Source organism: Erwinia sp. LJJL01 (genome assembly GCF_047300805.2).
GTDB lineage: Bacteria > Pseudomonadota > Gammaproteobacteria > Enterobacterales > Enterobacteriaceae > Erwinia > Erwinia aphidicola.
The window spans coordinates 3,077,214-3,097,866 of the sequence record NZ_CP178576.1; the positions used below are offsets into that span (position 1 = coordinate 3,077,214).

A 20,653-nucleotide genomic window follows, 5' to 3' on the forward strand; every position below is an offset into this window, starting at 1 on the left:
TTTTTCGGTCCGCCCGCATGCAAATCCGGCCTCGCGCCATTAATCGCGATAATCGTAAATTCCCGCCGCCAGCACCATCTGTTCAGCCACTTCACGCGCTTTCTCTTTCCCTGCCACTAAATCAATCAGCTTCAGTGCGAAATCGATCGCCGTGCCCGGCCCCTGGCTGGTCAGCAGATTGACGCGGCGGTCCCATACCACGCGGCGGTCCATCCACTTCTCTTCCGGAATGGTCTCTTTCAGAGCCGGAAAGCCGGTCATATTGCCGACCGGGAACAGATTGTGGGGGATCAGTACGGTGCCGGGCGCAGCGCAGATAGCGGCAACAATGCGTCCTGCCAGGTTGAACTGGCGCACGGTCTCCACCAGCAGCGGGCTGTCGCGAAAACACTCGGCGCCTTTGAGGCCACCGGGCAGCACGATGGCGGCGTAGTCATCGTCGGCAACTTCAACCAGCGGCGCGTCGGCCAGCAGGCGCACGCCGCGTGAACAGACGATTTCGCAGCTGCCGTCATCGGCAACGCTGGCGGTGACCACCCTCAGCCCGGCACGGACCAGCAAATCGATGGTGGTGACGGCCTCTGTCTCTTCACTGCCAGGTGCCAGGCAAACCAGAACCGATGGATTCGCGGTCATAATCATGTTCCTTTCGTTTAATAAATTCATAAAGACGGTTGTTTTCCGGCGTGGCGATGCCCTGAGCACGGGCGCGGCGGATGACGTAGCCGTTGATATAGTCGATTTCGCTGCGGCGCTGGGCGCGGATATCCTGCAGCATTGATGAGGTATTACCCGCGGTGGTGCGAATGACTTCCAGTACATAGTCGACCAGCCATTCGCGTGAAATATGCTGACCTTCACGCTCCATCACGCTGGCGACTTCGTCGCACAGCGCCTCAATCTCCGCACGCCTGTGCGCCAGCTCGCCGTTGGTGCAGTTGTACAGCACTGTGAGCGGGTTTATCACGCAGTTAACCGCCAGCTTCTGCCACGCGGCGGAAGCCACGTTGTTATGCCACGCAACGTCGGGCAGGGCGAGATGCAGCATTTCTGCCAGATCGCTCATCGCTTCGCTCGCGGGCGATGTTGGGCCAATATGAGTAATGCCGGAAGCAACATGGACGATCACCGTGCCGTCGCGCTTAGCCGCATGCGTGGTCACGCCGCGCAGCAGCGGCTGGGGCAGGCCTCTCAACTCATCCAACGTACCCATACCGTTGTGCAGCAGCAGCACCGGGCAATTTTCCGGCAGAATAGCCTGCAGGTTTTTAACCGATTCAGAAACCTGCCAGGCTTTCAGCGTCACAATCAGCAGTTCGCTGGCGGCGAGAAAAGCCGGATCGTTGGCAATAAAGGTTTTGTTGACGGTGTGACCGTCAAGGTCAACCACATTCACCGAGCAGTAAGGTTGCGGAACCCGCAGCCAGCCCTGTACCTCGTGTCCCTGTTTATCAAGAGCAGCCAGCCAGATCTGCCCTAAAGCGCCGCATCCGAGTACGGTAATTTTCATTGTTCCTCCCGCGTGCGGGTTATGTTCATTGCCGTGCAGCCCGCCTGCTCATTATTATAGCTATCAGCGCCTGTCATTTTATTTACCCGCGGCAAGCAGGTATTATGCCTGTCACTTTAGTATCAGGAGAATAGATCATGCCATCTTTCGATATCGTTTCTGAAATTGATATGCAGGAAGTGCGTAACGCAGTAGATACTGCTAACCGTGAAATCGCTACCCGCTTTGACTTTCGCGGCGTGGAAGCCAGCTTTGAGCTGAATGATAAGAACGAATCCATCAAGGTGCTGAGCGAATCTGATTTTCAGGTTAAGCAGCTGGTGGACATTCTGCGCGAGAAGCTGCTGAAGCGTGGCATCGAAGGTGCAGCGCTTGATGTGCCGGAGCAGATCGTACACAGCGGTAAAAGCTGGAGCGTCGAAGCCAAAATGAAAAAAGGCATCGAATCTGACATCGCTAAAAAGCTGGTGAAGCAGATTAAAGACAGCAAAGTGAAGGTGCAGACGCAGATTCAGGGTGATGAACTGCGCGTCACCGGTAAATCACGTGATGATTTGCAGAGTGCGATGGCGATTGTGCGCAAAGCCGATCTGGGCCAGCCGTTCCAGTTCAAGAACTTCCGCGACTAACTTCCAGGGGCCGGTTGGAAAACCATCGGCCCCTGCTTTCTGCCCGCCTGTTAATTAAGCTGCTGTCGCGATGAGTTTCTCAATCTCGGCACGGTTGGTCACTTTGCTGTCGATTTTGATGTAGGCACTTTTCTCTTCCGCCACGATAAACACCGCGGAAACGCCTGGCTGAGCCTTTAGCTGGCGCTCCAGCTCGCTTTTATCCAAAGAACTTCCTTCCAGCGTAATGCGCAGACTGCTGACATAGGGCGGTTCCTGCATAGTCAGGCTCACCAGCAGCCAGACGAACGCCACCAGCGCCCCGACCAGGAACACGCTTTGTGCATCGATATGACCATACACCCAGCCTCCCATACTGCCGCCAATGGCCACGCCGAGGAACTGGCTGGTGGAGTAGAGGCCCATCGCCGTCCCTTTGTAGCCTGGAGGGGACTCTTTACTGACCAGCGAAGGCAGGATGGCTTCCATCAGGTTAAAGCCAATAAAGAACAGCTGAACGCCAATCACCAGCGTCCAGAAATGGTTACCTGCGCCCCACAGCACCACTTCAGCCACCAGCACCAGCGCCACGCAGCCGACAAATACCCGCTTCATGCGGCGTTTCACTTCGGCGTAGATAATAAACGGCAGTACGGCAGCGAAAGCCACCAGCATAGTGACCAGATAGACTTTCCAGTGCTCGGCGGCGGGCAGGCCGGCCTGCTCAAACTGGCCGGGCAGGGCAACGAAGCTCGACATCAGCAGGATGTGCAGGCAGAGAATACCGATATTCAGTTTGACCAGACGGCTGTTGGCCAGCACGTCACGTATACTGCCTTTCACAATGCCGGATTCGCGGTTCAGGACGTGGTTCGAAGCTGAAGGAACCACCAACAGCGTAATAACAATACCCGCGCTTGCCAGCAGGGCAATCATCCAGAACAGCGCATGCAGGCCAAGCGCGTTGGTGATAATCGGGCCAAGAACCATGGCAATCGCGAAGGTAATCCCGAAGCTGATGCCGATAAACGCCATCGCTTTAGTGCGGTTCTGCTCGCGCGTCAGGTCGGACAGCAGCGCCATCACGGCAGCAGCAATGGCGCCGGATCCCTGCAGTGCGCGGCCAAGGATCACCCCCCAGATAGAGGTGGTCATCGCGGCAATCACGCTGCCAATAACAAAGATCAGCAGGCCGCCAACGATGAGCGGCTTACGCCCAATGCGGTCGGACAGCAGCCCGAATGGAATTTGAAAAATGGCCTGCGCTAAGCCGTAAATGCCAATAGCCAGTCCGATCAGTGCTTCACTTGCTCCCTGCAATGCCATGCCATAAGTGGTGAGAACGGGTAATACCATAAACATTCCCAGCATGCGCAGGGAAAAGACCGTTCCTAAACCCCATGTCGCACGCAGCTCGACCGGGGTCATTTTATTATCGTTCATTACTACCTCAATGCGGGGATACCCTTCATCTGGAAATCTTTGGGGTAATTTATGTCTATTTTAAGTGGCAGGAGAGGGCGGGTAAAACATTACTTTTTAAGCAGTGGTAACAAAAAGAAAGGGCGCGAAATCGCGCCCTTAGTAGTGATGGTTCGTGCTGTTATCTGACCATCGTCAGCAGGTCTTTTGACGCCGGGGTCATAAAGTCGATGGACATCATTACGCTTAGCGCAGTGATGGCCACAATCGAGAACACAAACAGCTTACGCGCCCAGACACGATCGTTCTGAGTTTTGTAACCTGACAGTGCCATCCCCAGCCACCAGACACTCACGGCGGCTGCCACGACCAGATATTTGTAGCCCGCGTAGCCCACCAGCGTCAGCATCAGCGTGGCAACCATAAACGCCAGGATATAGAGCGTAATATGGTTTTTCGCCACCGAGATACCTTTCACCACCGGCAGAACCGGGATGTTAGCGGCCTGGTAATCTTTAAAGCGGAAGATGGCAATCGCATAAGAATGCGGCATCTGCCACAGGCTAAAGATAGCCAGCAGGATCAACGCACCAGCATCAAACTGGTTGGTCACGGCACAGTAGCCAATGACCGGCGGCGCAGCGCCGGACAGGCTACCAATCAGCGTGCCGTATACGGAGTTGCGCTTCATGTAGAGGCTGTAGACGCCGACATAAACCACAAAGCCCATCACCGCCAGCCACATCGCCAGCGGATTTGCTCCGAAATACAACAGCGCGAAGCCAGCAATACCCAGAACGGTTGCATAAACCAGGCTTAATTTCGGAGAGATAAGGCCTTTTACCAGCACCCGATTCTTGGTCCTCTCCATTTTTTTGTCGATATCACGGTCGATAAAGTTGTTATAAACACAACCCGATGCGACCACCAGCGAAACACCGACTAAGGTGGAGACAAACAGGGCATAGTCAATGCTGCCTTTCGAAGCCAGCAGAAATCCCCCGATGACAGAAATTAAATTTCCGAAAATAATTCCTGGTTTTGTTACTTGCAGGTATTGCTTAATCATCACAGTAGCTCGGTTAGTGGCTCATCATGTTGTAGTTGAGGTTCCACATGATCCATAGCGAGCCGACAACAACAATCAGGATGATAAGTGCTGCAAACACGATAGCAATCAGGTTCCAGCCCCCCTCGGACTTGCTGTCCAGGTGCAGGAAGTACACCAGGTGCACCAGCACCTGGACTACGGCACATACCAGAACCACAGCAAGGATAGTGGCTTTAGAAGCGCCACCGTCCATCACCATCCAGAATGGGATACCGGTCAGAATGATCGACAGGATAAAGCCGATCATATAAGACTTCACGCTACCATGAGAAGCGCCATGTTCAGTTGCAGGATGGCTCATTACATAACCCCCATCAGGTAAACAATGGTGAATACGCAGATCCAAACCACATCCAGGAAGTGCCAGAACAGGCTGAGGCACATGATACGGGTACGGTTAGTTGCGTTAAGACCACGAGTGGCAATCTGATACATCAGCACCAGCATCCAGATCAGACCAGACGTCACGTGCAGACCGTGAGTTCCTACCAGCGTAAAGAAGGCAGACAGGAAGCCACTACGGTCAGGGCCGAAACCTTCTTTAATCAGGTGATGGAATTCATAGATCTCCATACCGATGAAGCCCAGGCCGAACAGGAACGTCATCGCCAACCAGCCGATAACTGCACCTTTCTGCTCTTTGTTCATGTTGATAACTGCAAAACCATAGGTAATGGAGCTCAACAGAAGCAGGGCGGTTTCCACCAGGACGAACGGCAGTTCAAAGATATCTTTCCCTGCCGGGCCACCCGCGGTGTTGTTTACCATCACACCATAGGTCGCAAACAGCGTTGCGAAGATGATGCAGTCACTCATCAGGTAGATCCAGAAGCCGAATACTTTATTGGCTCCTGCATCGTGATGCCCATGGTCCGCATGGGCGTCGTGGTGTTTAGTCACAGTTTCAGTCGACATTTTTCAGACCTGCTTTGCTAATTTCGTCAAAGTGCTGATTCTCGATTTTTTGAATCTCAGCAACAGGAACGTAGTAATCCACGTCTTCGTCAAAGCTCTTAACGATCCAGGACACGATCATGCCCAGGAATGACAGGCCTACCAGCCACCAGATATGCCAGATCGCTGCAAAACCAAAGACCACGCTGAAGAAACCAATTACCACACCAGCGCCGCTGTTCTTCGGCATATGAATTTCTTCATAGTGAGCCGGCTGCTTATACGCTTCGCCTTTTTCCTTCATTTCCCAGAACGCATCGCGCTCGTGAATTTCAGGAACCACAGCAAAGTTATAGAACGGCGGTGGTGAAGAGGTTGCCCACTCCAGGGTACGCGCACCCCACGGGTCACCGGTCAGGTCACGCAGCTGTTCACGGTCACGGACCGAAACGTAGAACTGGGTAATCTGGCAGATAACACCACAGGCGATCAGGCCAGCACCACATGCCGCAACAACCAGCATCGGGTGGAACTGTGGATCGATATCCTGACTAATACGACGGGTCATACCCATGAAGCCCAGTACGTACAGCGGCATAAAGGCAACGAAGAAGCCGATAATCCAGAACCAGAACGCACGGATACCCCAGGTTTCATTCAGCTTGAAGCCGAATGCTTTCGGGAACCAGTAAGTCACACCAGCAAAGCAACCGAATACAACACCACCGATAATCACGTTATGGAAGTGAGCAATCAGGAACAGACTGTTGTGCAGCACGAAGTCTGCACCTGGCACGGCCAGCAGAACCCCGGTCATACCACCTACAGAGAAGGTCACCAGGAAGCCAATGGTCCAAAGCATGCAGGAGTGCATCTGAATGCGACCCTGATACATGGTGAACAGCCAGTTAAAGATTTTAACCCCGGTAGGAATGGCGATGATCATCGTCATAATACCGAAGAAGGCGTTGACGTTGGCACCCGCACCCATGGTGAAGAAGTGGTGCAGCCACACGATGAAGGACAGTACGGTAATAACCACCGTTGCCCACACCAGTGAGGTGTAACCAAACAGACGCTTTTTCGAGAAGGTCGCAACAACTTCTGAGAACACACCGAAGACCGGCAGAACCAGAATGTAAACTTCCGGATGACCCCAAACCCAAATCAGGTTGACGTACATCATCATGTTGCCGCCCATATCATTGGTAAAGAAATGGAAACCAAGATAACGGTCAAGGGTCAGCAGAGCCAACGTCACGGTCAGAACCGGGAACGCAGCGATGATCAGCACGTTAGTACACAGGGAAGCCCAGGTGAACACCGGCATTTTGAACATAGTCATGCCAGGCGCACGCATCTTCATGATGGTCACGAAGAAGTTGATACCTGTCAGGGTCGTACCAATACCGGAGAGCTGTAGACTCCATATCCAGTAGTCAACACCGACCCCCGGACTGTATTCCGCCCCCGAAAGTGGTGGATAAGCCAGCCAGCCGGTCTGAGCGAATTCGCCCACGCCCAGTGACAGGTTAACCAGCACTACACCGACAGCCGTGAACCAGAAGCTCAGGTTGTTCAGGAACGGGAAGGCCACGTCGCGTGCGCCGATCTGCAGAGGAACAGCGATGTTCATCAGACCAACAACAAACGGCATCGCTACGAAGAAGATCATAATCACGCCGTGGGCAGTGAAGATCTGGTCGTAGTGGTGCGGTGGCAGAATGCCAGCTTCACCCGCAGAAGCGAGTACCTGCTGAGTACGCATCATTACTGCATCGGCAAAGCCGCGCAGCAGCATGACGAAAGCCATGATGATGTACATGATACCGAGTTTTTTATGGTCAACTGAGGTCAGCCACTCGGTCCACAGGTATTTCCACTTACCGAAGTAAGTCAGAGCGGCGACAAGCGCCAAACCGCCCAGGATGATAGCGGCAACCGTAACCATGATAATAGGTTCATGATACGGCACTGCATCCAGTGTTAATTTTCCTAACATCGTATTATTCCTCGGCTCCCGCTTTAGCGGTGTTGCTCATATCCATGCCTTCATGGCCTTCGCCGTGTGACATGTCCATGCTTCCGCCGTGATTCATCTTGAACTGACCAATGATGTCCTGGAACAGTTCAGGTTTAACACTTGAGAAGAATTCAACCGGGTGATTTTCGCTAGGCGCTGCCAGCTTTTTAAAATCATCCATCGTAGTGAGGGTATCTGGAGACTGCTTAGCTTTGGCAACCCACTGATCGAAAGTCGCTTCGTCAGGGGTAGCAATCGCCTTGAACTTCATACCAGAGAAACCACGACCACTGAAGTTGGAGGAGATACCGTCAAAAGTGCCGGCTTCATTCGCAATCAGATGCAGTTTAGTTTGCATGCCCGCCATAGCGTAAATCTGGCTACCGAGGGTTGGAATAAAGAAGGAGTTCATTACGGTGTTTGAAGTAATCTTGAAGCTGACCGGGCGGTTAGCCGGGAAAGCAATCTGGTTCACGGTAGCGATACCCTGCTCTGGGTAAATGAACAACCATTTCCAGTCAAGTGACACAACTTCAATCACTACAGGCTTAGCATCCGACGCCAGTGGCTTGCTCGGTTCCAGCGCGTGGGTTGATTTCCACGTCAGAATACCAAGGAAGACAATGATCAAGATCGGCACAGTCCAGACCACGGCTTCCACTTTGTTCGAGTGGGACCAGTTAGGGCTGTATTTTGCATTGGTGTTCGATGCCCGATATTTCCAGGCGAACACGATGGCCATTAAGACTGCCGGAATAACGACGATCATCATCAGGCCAAAGGCCGTCAAAATCAGCGAGCGTTGCTCCATTGCAACCTGTCCTTTGGGACTTAATAACGCACTATCACAACCACTTAACAAAACCATGCTTGCGATTAATGACAAAATCCCCAAACTTTTATTGTATTTCCTGAGTCTCATTTAACGACCTCAATGACAAGGGCTCTATTGTCGTTTAAGTGTGGCGGCATTTTACGGGAAGGTTTCAGTACTGTAAACCTGCAACAGGTTGTGTCAGCGGCGTGTTGACACCTTTTGCAAACGCTGTCACATATGTTGCCGTAGGTGACAAAATATGAACGCTGGCAAAGGGTTGGCGCTAATATAACAAAATCCGATGAAAAAAACCTTACAGAAATTGTATCTGCTATAACCAGCCATTTAATGCACCAATTATTTAACAAAAACGCATCATTTTAGCGATATAAATTAACTTAAAATAATTACTCACCGGGTTTTAATACCTCAAAATGACAGGCCGGATGAGCGCGATTTTTTTTTGAGCGAATTAATAAATAGGCAAAATAATATTCGGGCGAAGCTATCAGTAACGCTGATGGGTTTCCGCTGGGCTGGCGCCCGGATGGCCAACGGCCGATCCGGGTTTGTTAACTCATTGTTGTACGGATAATTTTATTAACATTCTCGCTTCAGGCAAAAAACGCTACAAATTTAGCCGTCTGTGCGTTTTACGCAGCGAGAGGAAGTCAAGCAGGGTCCCACAGACAATGCCCGCCAGCAACAGCGCGATCCCGCCTTCAAACAGAGCAGAACTGATGCCCTGTAACGTCAGCCAACCCAGTGCATTTACCGCCAGCGTCAGCAGCCACGCGATCAGCAGTGCGCAGCCGGCGATCAGCCCGCGCACCGCCCAGCGATACCCTGAAGGGTAGTCTGTGCGTGGCAGAAAATCAGCATTATTCTGCGCATATTCCAGCGTGGTTCGGCACCCGAGCAGCAGTAACAGCCCGGGTAGCGCAGCAATCACCGAGAATGCATAGAAGGTAGGCCAGCCCCAGCTTTCAACAAACCATCCTGCCACCGGCCCGACATAGACTCGTCCAACGGCAGAGAGGGCAGAGAGCAGCGCGAACTGGGTGGCGGAAAATGACTTATTGCACAGCGTCATCAGTAAAGCGACAAAGGCCGCCGTGCCCATTCCGCCGCACAGGTTTTCAACAAACACCGCGACAGCCATGCTGTAGAGATGTTTGTCGGTGACTGAAAGTACCCAGTAACCGAGGTTAGAAACTGCCTGAAAAATGCCAAACAGCAGCAGGGCACGGAACAGGCTGAGCCGCTGCATCAGCACGCCGCCTGCCAGTGCGCCAATAATGGTCGCGATCAGCCCCAGCGTTTTATTCACCAGCCCAACGTCGCCGGCATCAAAGCCAACGCCGCGGATCAGGAAGATAGTCGTCAGGCTGGCCGCAAAGGCATCCCCGAGCTTGTAGAGCACAATCAGCGACAGGATAAGCCACGCATTATTACGGTTAAAGAAGTCGCGCAGGGGAGCAATGACCGCTTCTTCCAGCGTGTTAGGCCGGGCAATGCTGCTGTCTGGCTCTTTCGCCAGCAGCGTGGCAATCACGCCGGGCACCATCATCGCTGCCATCAGCCACCAGATCGCCTGCCAGCCGAGGTAACGGTCTGCCAGCCACAACGCCAGACCGCCAGAAACCAGCATCGCCAGCCGGTAGCCCAGCACGCTGATGGCCGCACCGTTACCGCGTTCAGCAGCGGAGAGCACGTCGGTTTTCCATGCGTCAAAAACGATATCCTGGGAGGCCGAGCAGAACGCCACCAGCACCGCCAGCGCAGCCAGCATGGTCAGGTCACGTGAGGGCTGCATAAAGCCCATCAGCGCAATGCCGACAATCAGCAGCAGCTGCGTGAGTAATAGCCATCCACGCCTGCGCCCGAGAAACGGCGGCGTGTAGCGGTCCATCAGCGGGGACCAGAGGAACTTAAAGACATAGGCCTGACCGACCAGTGAAAAGAAGCCGATGGTTTTAATATCGACATTTTCCACCGCCATCCACGCCTGCAGCGTACCGGATGTCAGAGCCAGCGGAAGGCCGGAGGCGAAACCGAGTAATAGAAGGAGGGCAGAATTGCGCCGGGTGAAAATCTGCAGATAGTGATTGGACATACGGACCTTAAATCAGGCCCGGCTTCCTGCCGGGCCAGGGGGGATTAACGCGCGTTCTGCTTAATGAATTCGCTCACGCTGGTATCCTGCGCCATATCAGCAATCACGTCGCCCAGACTCTGGTTCACCACATTAGTGATTTTCTGATTGGTGGCGGAGAAGGCCCCTTCAACGCTGTTAGTCTGACGGTAGTTCTTGACCTGTTTGCTGCCGTTTTTCGCGGTGGCAATGATCGAGATATCCGCTTTGGTCGTGATGCTGTAACGCACGTTGCCCTCGGTGACATCGGCATACAGACCGTTAACCACGATCTGCAGGTCAACCGCGCCGTTAGGGCCGATCATATAACCACGGGCCGTCATTTGTTTCTCCAGCGTTTCCTGCAGCAGGAAACGTAGGTCGCGTGATGGCGTCAACGTGATGAGCTGGCCGTCGCGGTTCACCTTCGCCAGAGCCTGATCGCTGCGCTGATCGGCCCCGTTGATGCTGACGGTGATGCCCATCAGGCTTGGGTCGCGCTGCGGCAGCTGAATTTTTGGTGCTACATCAAGCGTATTGCTGTTACTCGCACAGCCAGCCAGAATAAATGCGGCCAGCAGAGGGAAAAATAATTTTTTTAACATGCTTATTTTCTCGATAACGTGAGTAGTATTGCTGACAAAACTGCGGTCATCATAACATCGCCAGTAGCCAGTGGAAGACCTGATAGCGCGTAAATTCATCGCGTTGCGGATTTTTCAGACATCGGAACGCGTGAGTCTTTGACCGCCGCAGCCGCGTTAGGTTTCTTTGTGACGTCAGAGTTATCTGCCTTCGCAGGAAAAATTCAGCAAAACGGGCCAGTTTTAGCTAAAAACAGACTACGATTGAAAGGGATGGGGCGTAGTTCTCTGCATCAGAGGAGTTCAGGTATGATCCGCGAACAAATAGAAGAAAAGTTACGTACGGCGTTTTCGCCGGTGCACCTTGAAGTGCATGATGAAAGCTACCGCCATAACGTGCCGGCGGGTGCAGAGAGTCATTTCAAAGTGGTGATCGTCAGCGACAGCTTTGTCGATCAGCGTTTCCTCACGCGGCATCGCGCTATTTATGGCGTGTTGTCTGAGGAGCTGGCGGGCAGCGTACATGCACTGGCATTACACAGCTACACCTTGAAGGAGTGGGCGGGGTTACAGGATACCGTACCCGCCTCACCGAACTGCCGTGGCGCCGGAACCCTGGCGTAAATTAAGCGCACTCACAGAAAACGGCCTACGGGCCGTTTTTTCATTTATAGCCGCCAAAACCCCTTGTCCTCAGTATTATCTGACGCAATATCGACAAAAATGGTGAAAGTAGCGCGATTTGGAGGGGCGTGTAGCCTCGACTCGCTTAGACGTTGTCGCTATAATGCTGCGTCTATTTTTCCGGAATGTCTTCGGGACGCTTCTGTTAACAGGGAATGCGGTTCTGGCACCAGAAGCCGTCCCGGTTCTTAGATGCAGCCTGTGTTCACCACAGGCTGCGTCTGAAGTTGACCGAGCACGTGATTTTTTGAGGTAATAAGATGCAAGTTTCAGTAGAAACAACTCAGGGCCTGGGCCGTCGCGTTACGATTACCGTTGATAAAGATGTGATCGAGAACGCGGTGAAAAGTGAGCTGGTCAGCGTAGCTAAGAAAGTGCGCATCGACGGTTTCCGCAAAGGAAAAGTGCCGATGAGCGTAGTGACACAGCGTTACGGTGCTTCCGTTCGCCAGGATGTTCTGGGCGATCTGATGCAGCGCAACTTTGTTGACGCGATCATCAAAGAAAAAATCAATCCGGCTGGCGCACCTCAGTATGTGCCGGGCGAATACAAAATCGGCGAAGACTTCACTTTCTCTGCAGAGTTCGAAGTTTATCCGGAAGTTGAGCTGAAAGGTCTGGACGCAATCGAAGTTGAAAAACCGGTTGTTGAAGTGACTGACGCTGACGTTGACACCATGCTGGACACCCTGCGCAAGCAGCAGGCCACCTGGAAAGAAACCGACGCAGCAGCGACAGCTGAAGACCGCGCAACCATCGATTTCTCCGGTTCTGTAGACGGTGAAGAGTTCGAAGGCGGCAAAGCGTCTGACTTCGTACTGGCGATGGGCCAGGGTCGTATGATCCCAGGCTTCGAAGAGGGTGTTGTTGGCCACAAAGCGGGCGAAACTTTCACTATCGACGTCAACTTCCCGGAAGATTACCACGCTGAAAACCTGAAAGGGAAAGCAGCGAAGTTTGAAATCGTGCTGAAGAAAGTTGAAGAGCGTGAGCTGCCAGAATTCACCGAAGAGTTCATCAAACGTTTCGGCGTTGAAGATGGTTCTGTCGACGGTCTGCGTGCAGAAGTGCGTAAAAACATGCAGCGTGAGCTGAAAGGCGCCGTGCGTAACCGCGTGAAGACTCAGGCAATCGATGGTCTGGTGAAAGCTAACGACATCGACGTTCCTGCTGCACTGATCGACGGTGAAATCGACGTGCTGAAGCGCCAGGCTGCACAGCGCTTTGGCGGCAACGAAGCGCAGGCTCTTGAGCTGCCTCGTGAACTGTTCGAAGAGCAGGCAAAACGCCGCGTTGTTGTTGGCCTGCTGCTGGGCGAAGTGATTCGTACCCACGAGCTGAAAGCTGACGAAGACCGTGTTAAAACGATGATTGAAGAGATGGCTTCTGCTTACGAAGATCCATCAGAAGTCATCGAGTTCTACAGCAAGAACAACGAGCTGATGAACAACATGCGTAATGTCGCGCTGGAAGAGCAGGCTGTTGAAGCCGTGCTGGAAAAAGCGAAAGTGACTGAAAAAGCCACTAACTTCCAGGAACTGATGAACCAGAGCCAGCCGGCCTGATTATCAAATCTGTAAGTTGACGTGAAGCCCGCAACCTCCCGGTTGCGGGCTTTTGTCATTTATAGGGAAAAATCCGACTACTTTTAACGGTTGTTTGCTCATTTAATCTGCAAATTATCGCGTAAGCTACTTTTCCTGGTTAGCAGTTGATAAAAACGTTGTTATGCTTGAAATAGCAGGGGATCATCCCCAAATCGTAACCACGAAGTCACCAGCCCGATAACTGTCCGGGCGGCATCGGGTGTAAGGCCTGGAATCATAGTGTTCCTGATCGCTCTCAAGTAATATCACTACAGAGTGTTGCCAAATGAAATTTATCCAGGAGACGATAATGTCATACAGCGGCGAACGTGAACTAACTGCACCTCAGATGGCTTTAGTGCCAATGGTGGTTGAACAAACTTCTCGCGGAGAGCGTTCATACGACATCTACTCGCGCCTGCTGAAAGAGCGCATTATTTTCCTGACTGGCCAGGTTGAAGACCACATGGCCAACCTGATCGTCGCACAGATGCTGTTTCTGGAAGCGGAGAATCCAGAAAAAGACATCCACCTGTATATTAACTCTCCTGGTGGCGTGATCACCGCAGGGATGTCGATTTACGACACCATGCAGTTTATTAAACCTGATGTCAGCACCATCTGTATGGGCCAGGCTTGCTCCATGGGAGCATTTCTGCTGACCGCAGGGGCGAAAGGTAAGCGTTACTGCCTGCCAAATTCACGCGTGATGATCCACCAGCCACTGGGCGGTTTCCAGGGCCAGGCATCTGATATTGATATCCATGCGCGTGAAATTATCAAAACCAAGCACATGATGAATGAACTCATGGCGAAACATACGGGTCAGACGATTGAAACGATCGAGCGCGATACCAATCGCGACCGTTTCCTGTCGGCGAGCGAATCCGTAGAGTACGGCTTAGTGGATTCCGTGTTGTCCCAGCGTAACTGATTAACATGTTGTTGTGACATAGTGCCGTTGCCTCTGCAGGCCGTTCAGGTGGCGGCCTGCGAAGCTGACCCCACGTGGGAAGGTGAGTGTGACAATGAGGGGAAAGTAAATGACCGATAAACGCAAAGACGGTTCAGGGAAGCTGCTGTACTGCTCTTTTTGCGGCAAAAGCCAGCATGAAGTGCGTAAGCTGATTGCCGGCCCGTCAGTGTATGTCTGCGATGAATGCGTCGACTTATGTAACGACATCATCCGCGAAGAGATTAAAGAGGTTGCGCCGCACCGCGATCGCAACTCGCTGCCTACGCCGCATGAGATCCGCCACCACCTTGACGATTACGTTATCGGCCAGGAGCGGGCGAAAAAGGTGCTGTCGGTGGCGGTGTATAACCACTACAAGCGCCTGCGCAACGGCGACACCAGCAACGGTATCGAGCTGGGCAAAAGTAACATTCTGCTGATCGGCCCGACCGGTAGCGGTAAAACCCTGCTGGCGGAAACGCTGGCGCGCCTGCTGGACGTGCCGTTCACCATGGCGGATGCCACCACGCTGACCGAAGCGGGTTATGTGGGCGAGGATGTGGAAAACATCATTCAGAAGCTGCTGCAGAAGTGCGACTACGACGTGCAGAAAGCGCAGCGCGGCATTGTTTACATCGATGAAATTGACAAGATTTCGCGTAAATCTGACAACCCGTCGATTACCCGCGATGTCTCCGGCGAAGGCGTACAGCAGGCGCTGCTGAAGCTGATCGAAGGCACGGTGGCGGCGGTTCCTCCGCAGGGCGGGCGTAAGCATCCGCAGCAGGAGTTTTTACAGGTTGATACCTCGAAAATTCTGTTTATCTGCGGCGGGGCGTTTGCCGGCCTGGACAAAGTGGTGTCGCAGCGCGTGGATACCGGCACCGGGATTGGCTTTGGCGCCTCGGTGAAGGGCAAGTCAGAGAAAGCCACCGAAGGCGAGCTGCTGGCGCAGGTGGAGCCGGAAGATTTGATCAAGTTTGGTCTGATCCCGGAGTTCATCGGCCGTCTGCCGGTGGTGGCGACGCTGACCGAGCTGAGTGAAGACGCGCTGATCCAGATCCTGCGCGAGCCGAAAAACGCGCTGACCAAGCAGTACCAGGCGCTGTTTAACCTGGAAGGCGTGGAGCTGGAGTTCCGTGAGGATGCGCTGACGGCGATTGCTAAGAAAGCGATGTCGCGCAAAACCGGCGCGCGCGGCCTGCGTTCAATCGTGGAAGCGGCACTGCTGAATACCATGTACGATCTGCCGTCGCTGGACGACGTCGAGAAAGTGGTGGTGGATGCTCAGGTTATCGAAGGTGATAGTGAGCCTAAGGTGATCTACGGCCAGCACGAAACCCAGCAGGCTTCCGGCGAATAAGCGGCGAGCGAGGCAAATAAAAACGGCCCGTATAAACATACGGGCCGTTTTTTTATCCCCGGAGCACGTAAATCAGGCTTCGAGTTCATCCCAGCTACTGACCACGTGAGTAGCAATACCGTAATCAACGGCCTGCTGCGGACTCATCCAGTAGTTGCTGTCGGTGTCTTTCTCGACTTTCTCCAGCGGCTGACCGGTTGCATTGCTGATCAGCTTATTAATACGCTCACGGGCGCGCAGCAGCTCTTTGGCCTCGATTTCAATGTCTGAAACCTTACCGCGCACGCCGCCTAACGGCTGGTGGATCATAAAGCGAGTATTAGGCAGCGAGTAACGGTCATTTTTCTCGGCAGCAAGGAAGATGGTGATCCCAGCGCTGGCGACCCAGCCGGTACCGATAACCATCACTTTCGGCTTAACGAATTTGATCATGTCGTGGATGGTATCACCCGCTTCGACGTGACCGCCCTGGCTGTTGATGAACAGCTTGATCGGCTCATCGCCCATTTCCTGCAGGATCAGCAGCTGAGCGGTAACTTTCTCGGCAAGTGCCTGATTAATCTCACCGGAAATGATAATAGAGCGTGACTGCAGCAGTTTATTGACTGCCAGCGCTGAACTCTTCTCTTCTTGGCCGGTTTCTTCTTTCTCTGGCTCTTGCGGCATGTTTACACTCCATCGGATTATCATAAGTGACCAGAGTTTAGCATAATCCAATTATCAGCTAAATCAACAGTAACATTGACCGCTATTTCTTATCTAAAACAGCATGTTAAATCGAAATCTGGCATCATGTTCAGCCGCTTGCTCACTTTTAGTACAGTCGCGCTCTGCGCACTGTCCTGTGCACCTTTAACCCGGTGTTATGGAGTTTTACTGCCATTGGTCGGGGGAAATGGGCTATATTAAGGGCTGATACGCATAAATGAGACAGCCCACTTCAGGTCTGTTGATAAGGCATGAGGTTAACTGATGACAGAGAAGCGCAAAGACGGTTCAGGGAAGCTGCTGTACTGCTCTTTTTGCGGCAAAAGCCAGCATGAAGTGCGTAAGCTGATTGCCGGCCCGTCAGTCTATATCTGCGATGAATGCGTCGACTTATGTAACGACATCATCCGCGAAGAGATTAAAGAGGTTGCGCCGCACCGTGAGCGTAACTCCTTGCCTACGCCGCATGAGATCCGCCACCACCTTGACGATTACGTTATCGGTCAGGAGCGGGCGAAAAAGGTGCTGTCGGTGGCGGTGTATAACCACTACAAGCGCCTGCGCAACGGCGACACCAGCAACGGTATCGAGCTGGGCAAAAGTAACATTCTGCTGATCGGCCCGACCGGTAGCGGTAAAACCCTGCTGGCGGAAACGCTGGCGCGCCTGCTGGACGTGCCGTTTACCATGGCGGATGCCACCACGCTGACCGAAGCGGGTTACGTGGGCGAGGATGTGGAAAACATCATTCAGAAGCTGCTGCAGAAGTGCGACTACGACGTGCAGAAAGCGCAGCGCGGCATTGTTTACATCGATGAAATTGACAAGATTTCGCGTAAATCTGACAACCCGTCGATTACCCGCGATGTCTCCGGCGAAGGCGTACAGCAGGCGCTGCTGAAGCTGATCGAAGGCACGGTGGCGGCGGTTCCTCCGCAGGGCGGGCGTAAGCATCCGCAGCAGGAGTTTTTACAGGTTGATACCTCGAAAATTCTGTTTATCTGCGGCGGAGCGTTTGCCGGCCTGGACAAAGTGGTGTCGCAGCGCGTGGATACCGGCACCGGGATTGGCTTTGGCGCCACGGTGAAGGGCAAGTCAGAGAAAGCCACCGAAGGCGAGCTGCTGGCCCAGGTGGAGCCGGAAGATTTGATCAAGTTTGGTCTGATCCCGGAGTTCATCGGCCGTCTGCCGGTGGTGGCAACGCTGACCGAGCTGAGTGAAGACGCGCTGATCCAGATCCTGCGCGAGCCGAAAAACGCGCTGACCAAGCAGTATCAGGCGCTGTTTAATCTGGAAGGCGTGGAGCTGGAGTTCCGTGATGAAGCGCTGACGGCGATCGCTAAAAAGGCGATGTCGCGCAAAACCGGCGCGCGCGGCCTGCGTTCAATCGTGGAAGGCGCGCTGCTGGACACCATGTACGATCTGCCGTCGATTGACGACGTCGAGAAGGTGGTAATTGATGAATCGGTGATCGCCGGTGAAAGCCAGCCGATGTTGATTTATGGAAAACCGGAAGCGCAGCAGGCTTCTGGCGAATAAATAACCAAATCAATCCAGTCAGTTATCTTAAAAGGGGGAAAATGTTCCCCCTTTTGCTTTTCTCGTTACCCCAACATTGAATCTATTCCGTTCATCCCCATATACTCAGATACCTGTGGGTCAAACTGCACTTTTTCTGGATGATGTGGTTCCCCTTACCCTGGCGGAAATTAAACTAAGAGAGAGCTCTATGAATCCTGAGCGTTCTGAACGCATTGAAATCCCTGTGTTGCCATTGCGTGACGTAGTGGTTTATCCGCACATGGTCATTCCGTTGTTTGTCGGTCGTGAAAAATCAATTCGCTGCCTCGAAGCCGCCATGGATCATGACAAAAAGATCATGCTGGTCGCTCAGAAAGAAGCTTCAACGGATGAACCTGGCATTAACGATCTCTTCTCAGTCGGGACCGTTGCCTCAATTTTACAGATGCTGAAACTCCCTGATGGCACGGTGAAAGTGCTGGTGGAAGGGTTGCAGCGCGCACATATCACTACGTTATCTGATAACGGCGACCATTTTACCGCCCAGGCAGAGTACCTGGCGTCGCCGGAAATCGAAGAGCGCGAGCAGGAAGTGCTGGTGCGTACGGCGATCAATCAGTTTGAAGGCTACATCAAGCTGAACAAGAAGATCCCGCCGGAAGTGCTGACTTCCCTGAACAGCATTGATGACGCTGCACGCCTGGCAGATACCGTTGCGGCGCATATGCCGCTTAAGCTGGCTGATAAGCAGTCCGTTCTGGAAATGTCCGACGTTAACGAGCGTCTGGAATATCTGATGGCGATGATGGAATCGGAAATCGACCTGTTGCAGGTTGAGAAACGTATCCGTAACCGCGTCAAAAAACAGATGGAAAAGAGCCAGCGTGAGTACTATCTGAATGAGCAGATGAAGGCGATTCAGAAAGAACTCGGCGAGATGGACGATGCCCCGGACGAAAACGAAGCGCTGAAGCGCAAAATCGACGCGGCCAAAATGCCGAAAGAAGCGCGCGACAAAACGGAAGCTGAGCTGCAGAAGCTGAAGATGATGTCGCCGATGTCGGCAGAAGCGACCGTCGTGCGCGGCTATATCGACTGGATGGTGCAGGTGCCGTGGAATGCGCGCAGCAAGGTGAAGAAAGACCTGCTGAAAGCACAGGAAACGCTGGATACCGACCACTTCGGCCTTGAGCGTGTGAAAGACCGTATCCTGGAATATTTGGCCGTCCAGAGCCGCGTCAGCAAAATCAAAGGCCCAATCCTCTGTCTGGTTGGACCGCCGGGCGTGGGTAAAACCTCGCTGGGGCAGTCGATTGCCAAAGCCACCGGACGTAAATACGTGCGTATGGCGCTGGGTGGGGTGCGTGATGAAGCAGAGATTCGCGGCCACCGCCGTACTTACATCGGCTCTATGCCGGGTAAGCTGATCCAGAAAATGGCAAAAGTGGGCGTTAAAAACCCGCTGTTCCTGCTGGATGAGATCGACAAAATGTCCTCCGACATGCGCGGTGACCCGGCCTCGGCGCTGCTGGAAGTGCTTGATCCTGAGCAGAACATCGCCTTTAACGATCACTATCTGGAAGTGGATTACGATCTCTCCGATGTGATGTTTGTCGCGACCTCAAACTCGATGAACATTCCGGCACCGCTGCTGGATCGTATGGAAGTGATTCGCCTGTCCGGCTACACCGAAGACGAAAAACTCAATATTGCTAAGCAGCACCTGCTGTCCAAGCAGATTGAGCGCAATGCGCTGAAGAAAAATGAGCTGACCGTGGACGACAGCGCCATCGTTGGCATCATTCGTTACTATACCCGTGAAGCGGGCGTGCGTAGCCTTGAGCGTGAACTGTCCAAGCTGTGCCGTAAGGCGGTGAAAACCCTGCTGATGGACAAGTCGATCAAACATATCGAAATCAACGCCGACAATCTGAAAGATTTCCTCGGCGTGCAGCGTTTCGACTACGGTCGTGCCGACAGCGAAAACCGCGTCGGCCAGGTGACCGGTCTGGCATGGACGGAAGTGGGCGGCGATCTGCTGACCATTGAAACCGCCTGTGTTCCGGGCAAGGGCAAACTGACCTACACCGGGTCGCTCGGTGAAGTGATGCAGGAATCTATCCAGGCCGCACTGACCGTGGTGCGCGCCCGCGCGGAGAAGCTGGGCATCAACGCAGATTTCTACGAGAAGCGCGACATCCACGTCCACGTTCCGGAAGGGGCAACGCCGAAGGATGGTCCAAGTGCTGGTATCGCCATGTGTACTGCGCTGGTTTCCTGCCTGACCGGTAACCCGGTACGTGCCGATGTGGCAATGACCGGTGAAATCACGCTGCGTGGCCAGGTGCTGCCGATCGGTGGCCTGAAAGAGAAACTGCTGGCGGCTCACCGTGGCGGCATCAAAACCGTGCTGATCCCGGATGAGAACAAGCGCGATCTGGAAGAGATCCCGGACAATGTGATTGCCGATCTGGATATTCACCCGGTGAAGCGCATCGAGGAAGTTCTGGCTCTGGCCCTGCAAAATGCCCCTTACGGCATGCAGGTTGTCACCGCGAAATAGTGATTTAAGGCAAATTCACTGTAAAACTAAGGCTGGCGAGTGAAATGGTGCTTGCCAGCTTTTTTATGTGCCGCTACTTTAAGTGCTGTTAAGCCAGTGACGGCAAGGTTGCGAGTCTCTGAGGCTCAACAAACTCAGGCTAAACGGCCATAACAAATGATTGCACCCAG

The 20,653-nt window shown here is 53.3% G+C and carries 18 protein-coding genes; 7 read left to right on the plus strand and 11 right to left on the minus strand.

Annotated elements, in window-relative coordinates:
- Window positions 1-39 precede the first annotated feature (39 nt).
- Together yajL and panE are read right to left on the minus strand one after the other, a co-directional pair.
- Window positions 40-636: a protein deglycase YajL gene (gene yajL, locus ACLI4M_RS15195; RefSeq protein WP_048916951.1), complete on the minus strand. Its 597-nt coding sequence runs from the start codon at window positions 634-636 to the stop codon at window positions 40-42.
- Window positions 590-1,510 (minus strand): 2-dehydropantoate 2-reductase, encoded by a 921-nt coding sequence (gene panE, locus ACLI4M_RS15200; RefSeq protein WP_133624281.1) that lies wholly within the window; start codon window positions 1,508-1,510, stop codon window positions 590-592. The genes yajL and panE overlap by 47 nt, the downstream gene beginning before the upstream one ends.
- Before the next feature lie 137 nt (window positions 1,511-1,647).
- On the opposite strand from panE, the gene ACLI4M_RS15205 reads away from it, so the two are divergent.
- The gene (locus ACLI4M_RS15205) at window positions 1,648-2,139 is read left to right on the plus strand and encodes a YajQ family cyclic di-GMP-binding protein (RefSeq protein ID WP_048916949.1); all 492 of its coding nucleotides are present in this window, start codon (window positions 1,648-1,650) and stop codon (window positions 2,137-2,139) included.
- 54 nt (window positions 2,140-2,193) lie between these two features.
- On the opposite strand, the gene ACLI4M_RS15210 is transcribed toward ACLI4M_RS15205, so the two are convergent.
- From ACLI4M_RS15210 to ACLI4M_RS15245, 8 genes are all read right to left on the minus strand, one after another.
- Complete coding sequence (locus tag ACLI4M_RS15210) at window positions 2,194-3,561, minus strand: MFS transporter (RefSeq protein ID WP_133624280.1); 1,368 nt, start codon at window positions 3,559-3,561, stop codon at window positions 2,194-2,196.
- 160 nt (window positions 3,562-3,721) lie between these two features.
- The gene (gene cyoE, locus ACLI4M_RS15215) at window positions 3,722-4,609 is read right to left on the minus strand and encodes a heme o synthase (protein ID WP_048916947.1); all 888 of its coding nucleotides are present in this window, start codon (window positions 4,607-4,609) and stop codon (window positions 3,722-3,724) included.
- A 13-nt stretch (window positions 4,610-4,622) separates the two neighbouring features.
- Entirely contained in the window at window positions 4,623-4,952 is a 330-nt protein-coding gene (locus ACLI4M_RS15220; RefSeq protein WP_004156287.1) for a cytochrome o ubiquinol oxidase subunit IV, read from the minus strand.
- On the minus strand, window positions 4,952-5,566 hold the full coding sequence (locus tag ACLI4M_RS15225) for a cytochrome o ubiquinol oxidase subunit III (protein ID WP_133624279.1): 615 nt from the start codon (window positions 5,564-5,566) through the stop codon (window positions 4,952-4,954). The genes ACLI4M_RS15220 and ACLI4M_RS15225 overlap by 1 nt, the downstream gene beginning before the upstream one ends.
- Window positions 5,556-7,547: a cytochrome o ubiquinol oxidase subunit I gene (gene cyoB / locus ACLI4M_RS15230; protein ID WP_133624278.1), complete on the minus strand. Its 1,992-nt coding sequence runs from the start codon at window positions 7,545-7,547 to the stop codon at window positions 5,556-5,558. Before cyoB ends, ACLI4M_RS15225 begins: the two co-directional genes overlap by 11 nt.
- A gap of 4 nt (window positions 7,548-7,551) precedes the next feature.
- Window positions 7,552-8,490: a cytochrome o ubiquinol oxidase subunit II gene (cyoA, locus tag ACLI4M_RS15235; protein WP_048916944.1), complete on the minus strand. Its 939-nt coding sequence runs from the start codon at window positions 8,488-8,490 to the stop codon at window positions 7,552-7,554.
- 523 nt (window positions 8,491-9,013) lie between these two features.
- Window positions 9,014-10,501 carry a muropeptide MFS transporter AmpG gene (gene ampG / locus ACLI4M_RS15240; RefSeq protein WP_133624277.1) on the minus strand — a complete coding sequence of 496 codons (1,488 nt, stop codon included), beginning with the start codon at window positions 10,499-10,501 and terminating at the stop codon, window positions 9,014-9,016.
- Between the two features lie 44 nt (window positions 10,502-10,545).
- Window positions 10,546-11,124: a lipoprotein gene (locus tag ACLI4M_RS15245; RefSeq protein ID WP_048916942.1), complete on the minus strand. Its 579-nt coding sequence runs from the start codon at window positions 11,122-11,124 to the stop codon at window positions 10,546-10,548.
- Window positions 11,125-11,412: 288 nt separating this feature from the next.
- On the opposite strand from ACLI4M_RS15245, the gene bolA reads away from it, so the two are divergent.
- From bolA to clpX (ACLI4M_RS15265), 4 genes are all read left to right on the plus strand, one after another.
- Window positions 11,413-11,727, plus strand: coding sequence for a transcriptional regulator BolA (bolA, locus tag ACLI4M_RS15250; protein WP_133624276.1), 315 nt, complete (start codon window positions 11,413-11,415; stop codon window positions 11,725-11,727).
- Window positions 11,728-12,047: 320 nt separating this feature from the next.
- The gene (tig, locus tag ACLI4M_RS15255) at window positions 12,048-13,352 is read left to right on the plus strand and encodes a trigger factor (RefSeq protein WP_133624275.1); all 1,305 of its coding nucleotides are present in this window, start codon (window positions 12,048-12,050) and stop codon (window positions 13,350-13,352) included.
- A gap of 331 nt (window positions 13,353-13,683) precedes the next feature.
- Complete coding sequence (gene clpP / locus ACLI4M_RS15260; protein WP_048916936.1) at window positions 13,684-14,307, plus strand: ATP-dependent Clp endopeptidase proteolytic subunit ClpP; 624 nt, start codon at window positions 13,684-13,686, stop codon at window positions 14,305-14,307.
- Between the two features lie 109 nt (window positions 14,308-14,416).
- Window positions 14,417-15,691 carry an ATP-dependent protease ATP-binding subunit ClpX gene (clpX, locus tag ACLI4M_RS15265; protein WP_099754980.1) on the plus strand — a complete coding sequence of 425 codons (1,275 nt, stop codon included), beginning with the start codon at window positions 14,417-14,419 and terminating at the stop codon, window positions 15,689-15,691.
- 72 nt (window positions 15,692-15,763) lie between these two features.
- Here the strand turns inward: clpX (ACLI4M_RS15265) and ACLI4M_RS15270 are convergent, their stop codons facing one another.
- The gene (locus ACLI4M_RS15270; RefSeq protein ID WP_048916933.1) at window positions 15,764-16,357 is read right to left on the minus strand and encodes an ATP-dependent Clp protease proteolytic subunit; all 594 of its coding nucleotides are present in this window, start codon (window positions 16,355-16,357) and stop codon (window positions 15,764-15,766) included.
- A gap of 306 nt (window positions 16,358-16,663) precedes the next feature.
- Between ACLI4M_RS15270 and clpX (ACLI4M_RS15275) the strand changes: the two genes are divergently transcribed.
- Complete coding sequence (gene clpX, locus ACLI4M_RS15275) at window positions 16,664-17,938, plus strand: ATP-dependent protease ATP-binding subunit ClpX (RefSeq protein ID WP_133624274.1); 1,275 nt, start codon at window positions 16,664-16,666, stop codon at window positions 17,936-17,938.
- Between the two features lie 190 nt (window positions 17,939-18,128).
- Entirely contained in the window at window positions 18,129-20,483 is a 2,355-nt protein-coding gene (lon, locus tag ACLI4M_RS15280; RefSeq protein ID WP_048916931.1) for an endopeptidase La, read from the plus strand.
- Window positions 20,484-20,653: the final 170 nt, after the last annotated feature.

Excerpts from the sequence above, each read along its gene's own strand:
- clpX (WP_099754980.1), top strand. The coding sequence starts at position 14,417 with ATGACCGATAAACGCAAAGACGGTTCAGGGAAGCTGCTGTACTGCTCT.
- tig (WP_133624275.1), top strand. The coding sequence starts at position 12,048 with ATGCAAGTTTCAGTAGAAACAACTCAGGGCCTGGGCCGTCGCGTTACG.
- ACLI4M_RS15245 (WP_048916942.1), bottom strand. The coding sequence starts at position 11,124 with ATGTTAAAAAAATTATTTTTCCCTCTGCTGGCCGCATTTATTCTGGCT.
- ACLI4M_RS15270 (WP_048916933.1), bottom strand. The coding sequence starts at position 16,357 with ATGCCGCAAGAGCCAGAGAAAGAAGAAACCGGCCAAGAAGAGAAGAGT.
- yajL (WP_048916951.1), bottom strand. The coding sequence starts at position 636 with ATGACCGCGAATCCATCGGTTCTGGTTTGCCTGGCACCTGGCAGTGAA.
- ampG (WP_133624277.1), bottom strand. The coding sequence starts at position 10,501 with ATGTCCAATCACTATCTGCAGATTTTCACCCGGCGCAATTCTGCCCTC.
- lon (WP_048916931.1), top strand. The coding sequence starts at position 18,129 with ATGAATCCTGAGCGTTCTGAACGCATTGAAATCCCTGTGTTGCCATTG.
- clpP (WP_048916936.1), top strand. The coding sequence starts at position 13,684 with ATGTCATACAGCGGCGAACGTGAACTAACTGCACCTCAGATGGCTTTA.
- bolA (WP_133624276.1), top strand. The coding sequence starts at position 11,413 with ATGATCCGCGAACAAATAGAAGAAAAGTTACGTACGGCGTTTTCGCCG.
- ACLI4M_RS15210 (WP_133624280.1), bottom strand. The coding sequence starts at position 3,561 with ATGAACGATAATAAAATGACCCCGGTCGAGCTGCGTGCGACATGGGGT.
- ACLI4M_RS15225 (WP_133624279.1), bottom strand. The coding sequence starts at position 5,566 with ATGTCGACTGAAACTGTGACTAAACACCACGACGCCCATGCGGACCAT.
- ACLI4M_RS15205 (WP_048916949.1), top strand. The coding sequence starts at position 1,648 with ATGCCATCTTTCGATATCGTTTCTGAAATTGATATGCAGGAAGTGCGT.
- panE (WP_133624281.1), bottom strand. The coding sequence starts at position 1,510 with ATGAAAATTACCGTACTCGGATGCGGCGCTTTAGGGCAGATCTGGCTG.
- ACLI4M_RS15220 (WP_004156287.1), bottom strand. The coding sequence starts at position 4,952 with ATGAGCCATCCTGCAACTGAACATGGCGCTTCTCATGGTAGCGTGAAG.
- cyoB (WP_133624278.1), bottom strand. The coding sequence starts at position 7,547 with ATGTTAGGAAAATTAACACTGGATGCAGTGCCGTATCATGAACCTATT.
- cyoA (WP_048916944.1), bottom strand. The coding sequence starts at position 8,490 with ATGAGACTCAGGAAATACAATAAAAGTTTGGGGATTTTGTCATTAATC.
- clpX (WP_133624274.1), top strand. The coding sequence starts at position 16,664 with ATGACAGAGAAGCGCAAAGACGGTTCAGGGAAGCTGCTGTACTGCTCT.
- cyoE (WP_048916947.1), bottom strand. The coding sequence starts at position 4,609 with ATGATTAAGCAATACCTGCAAGTAACAAAACCAGGAATTATTTTCGGA.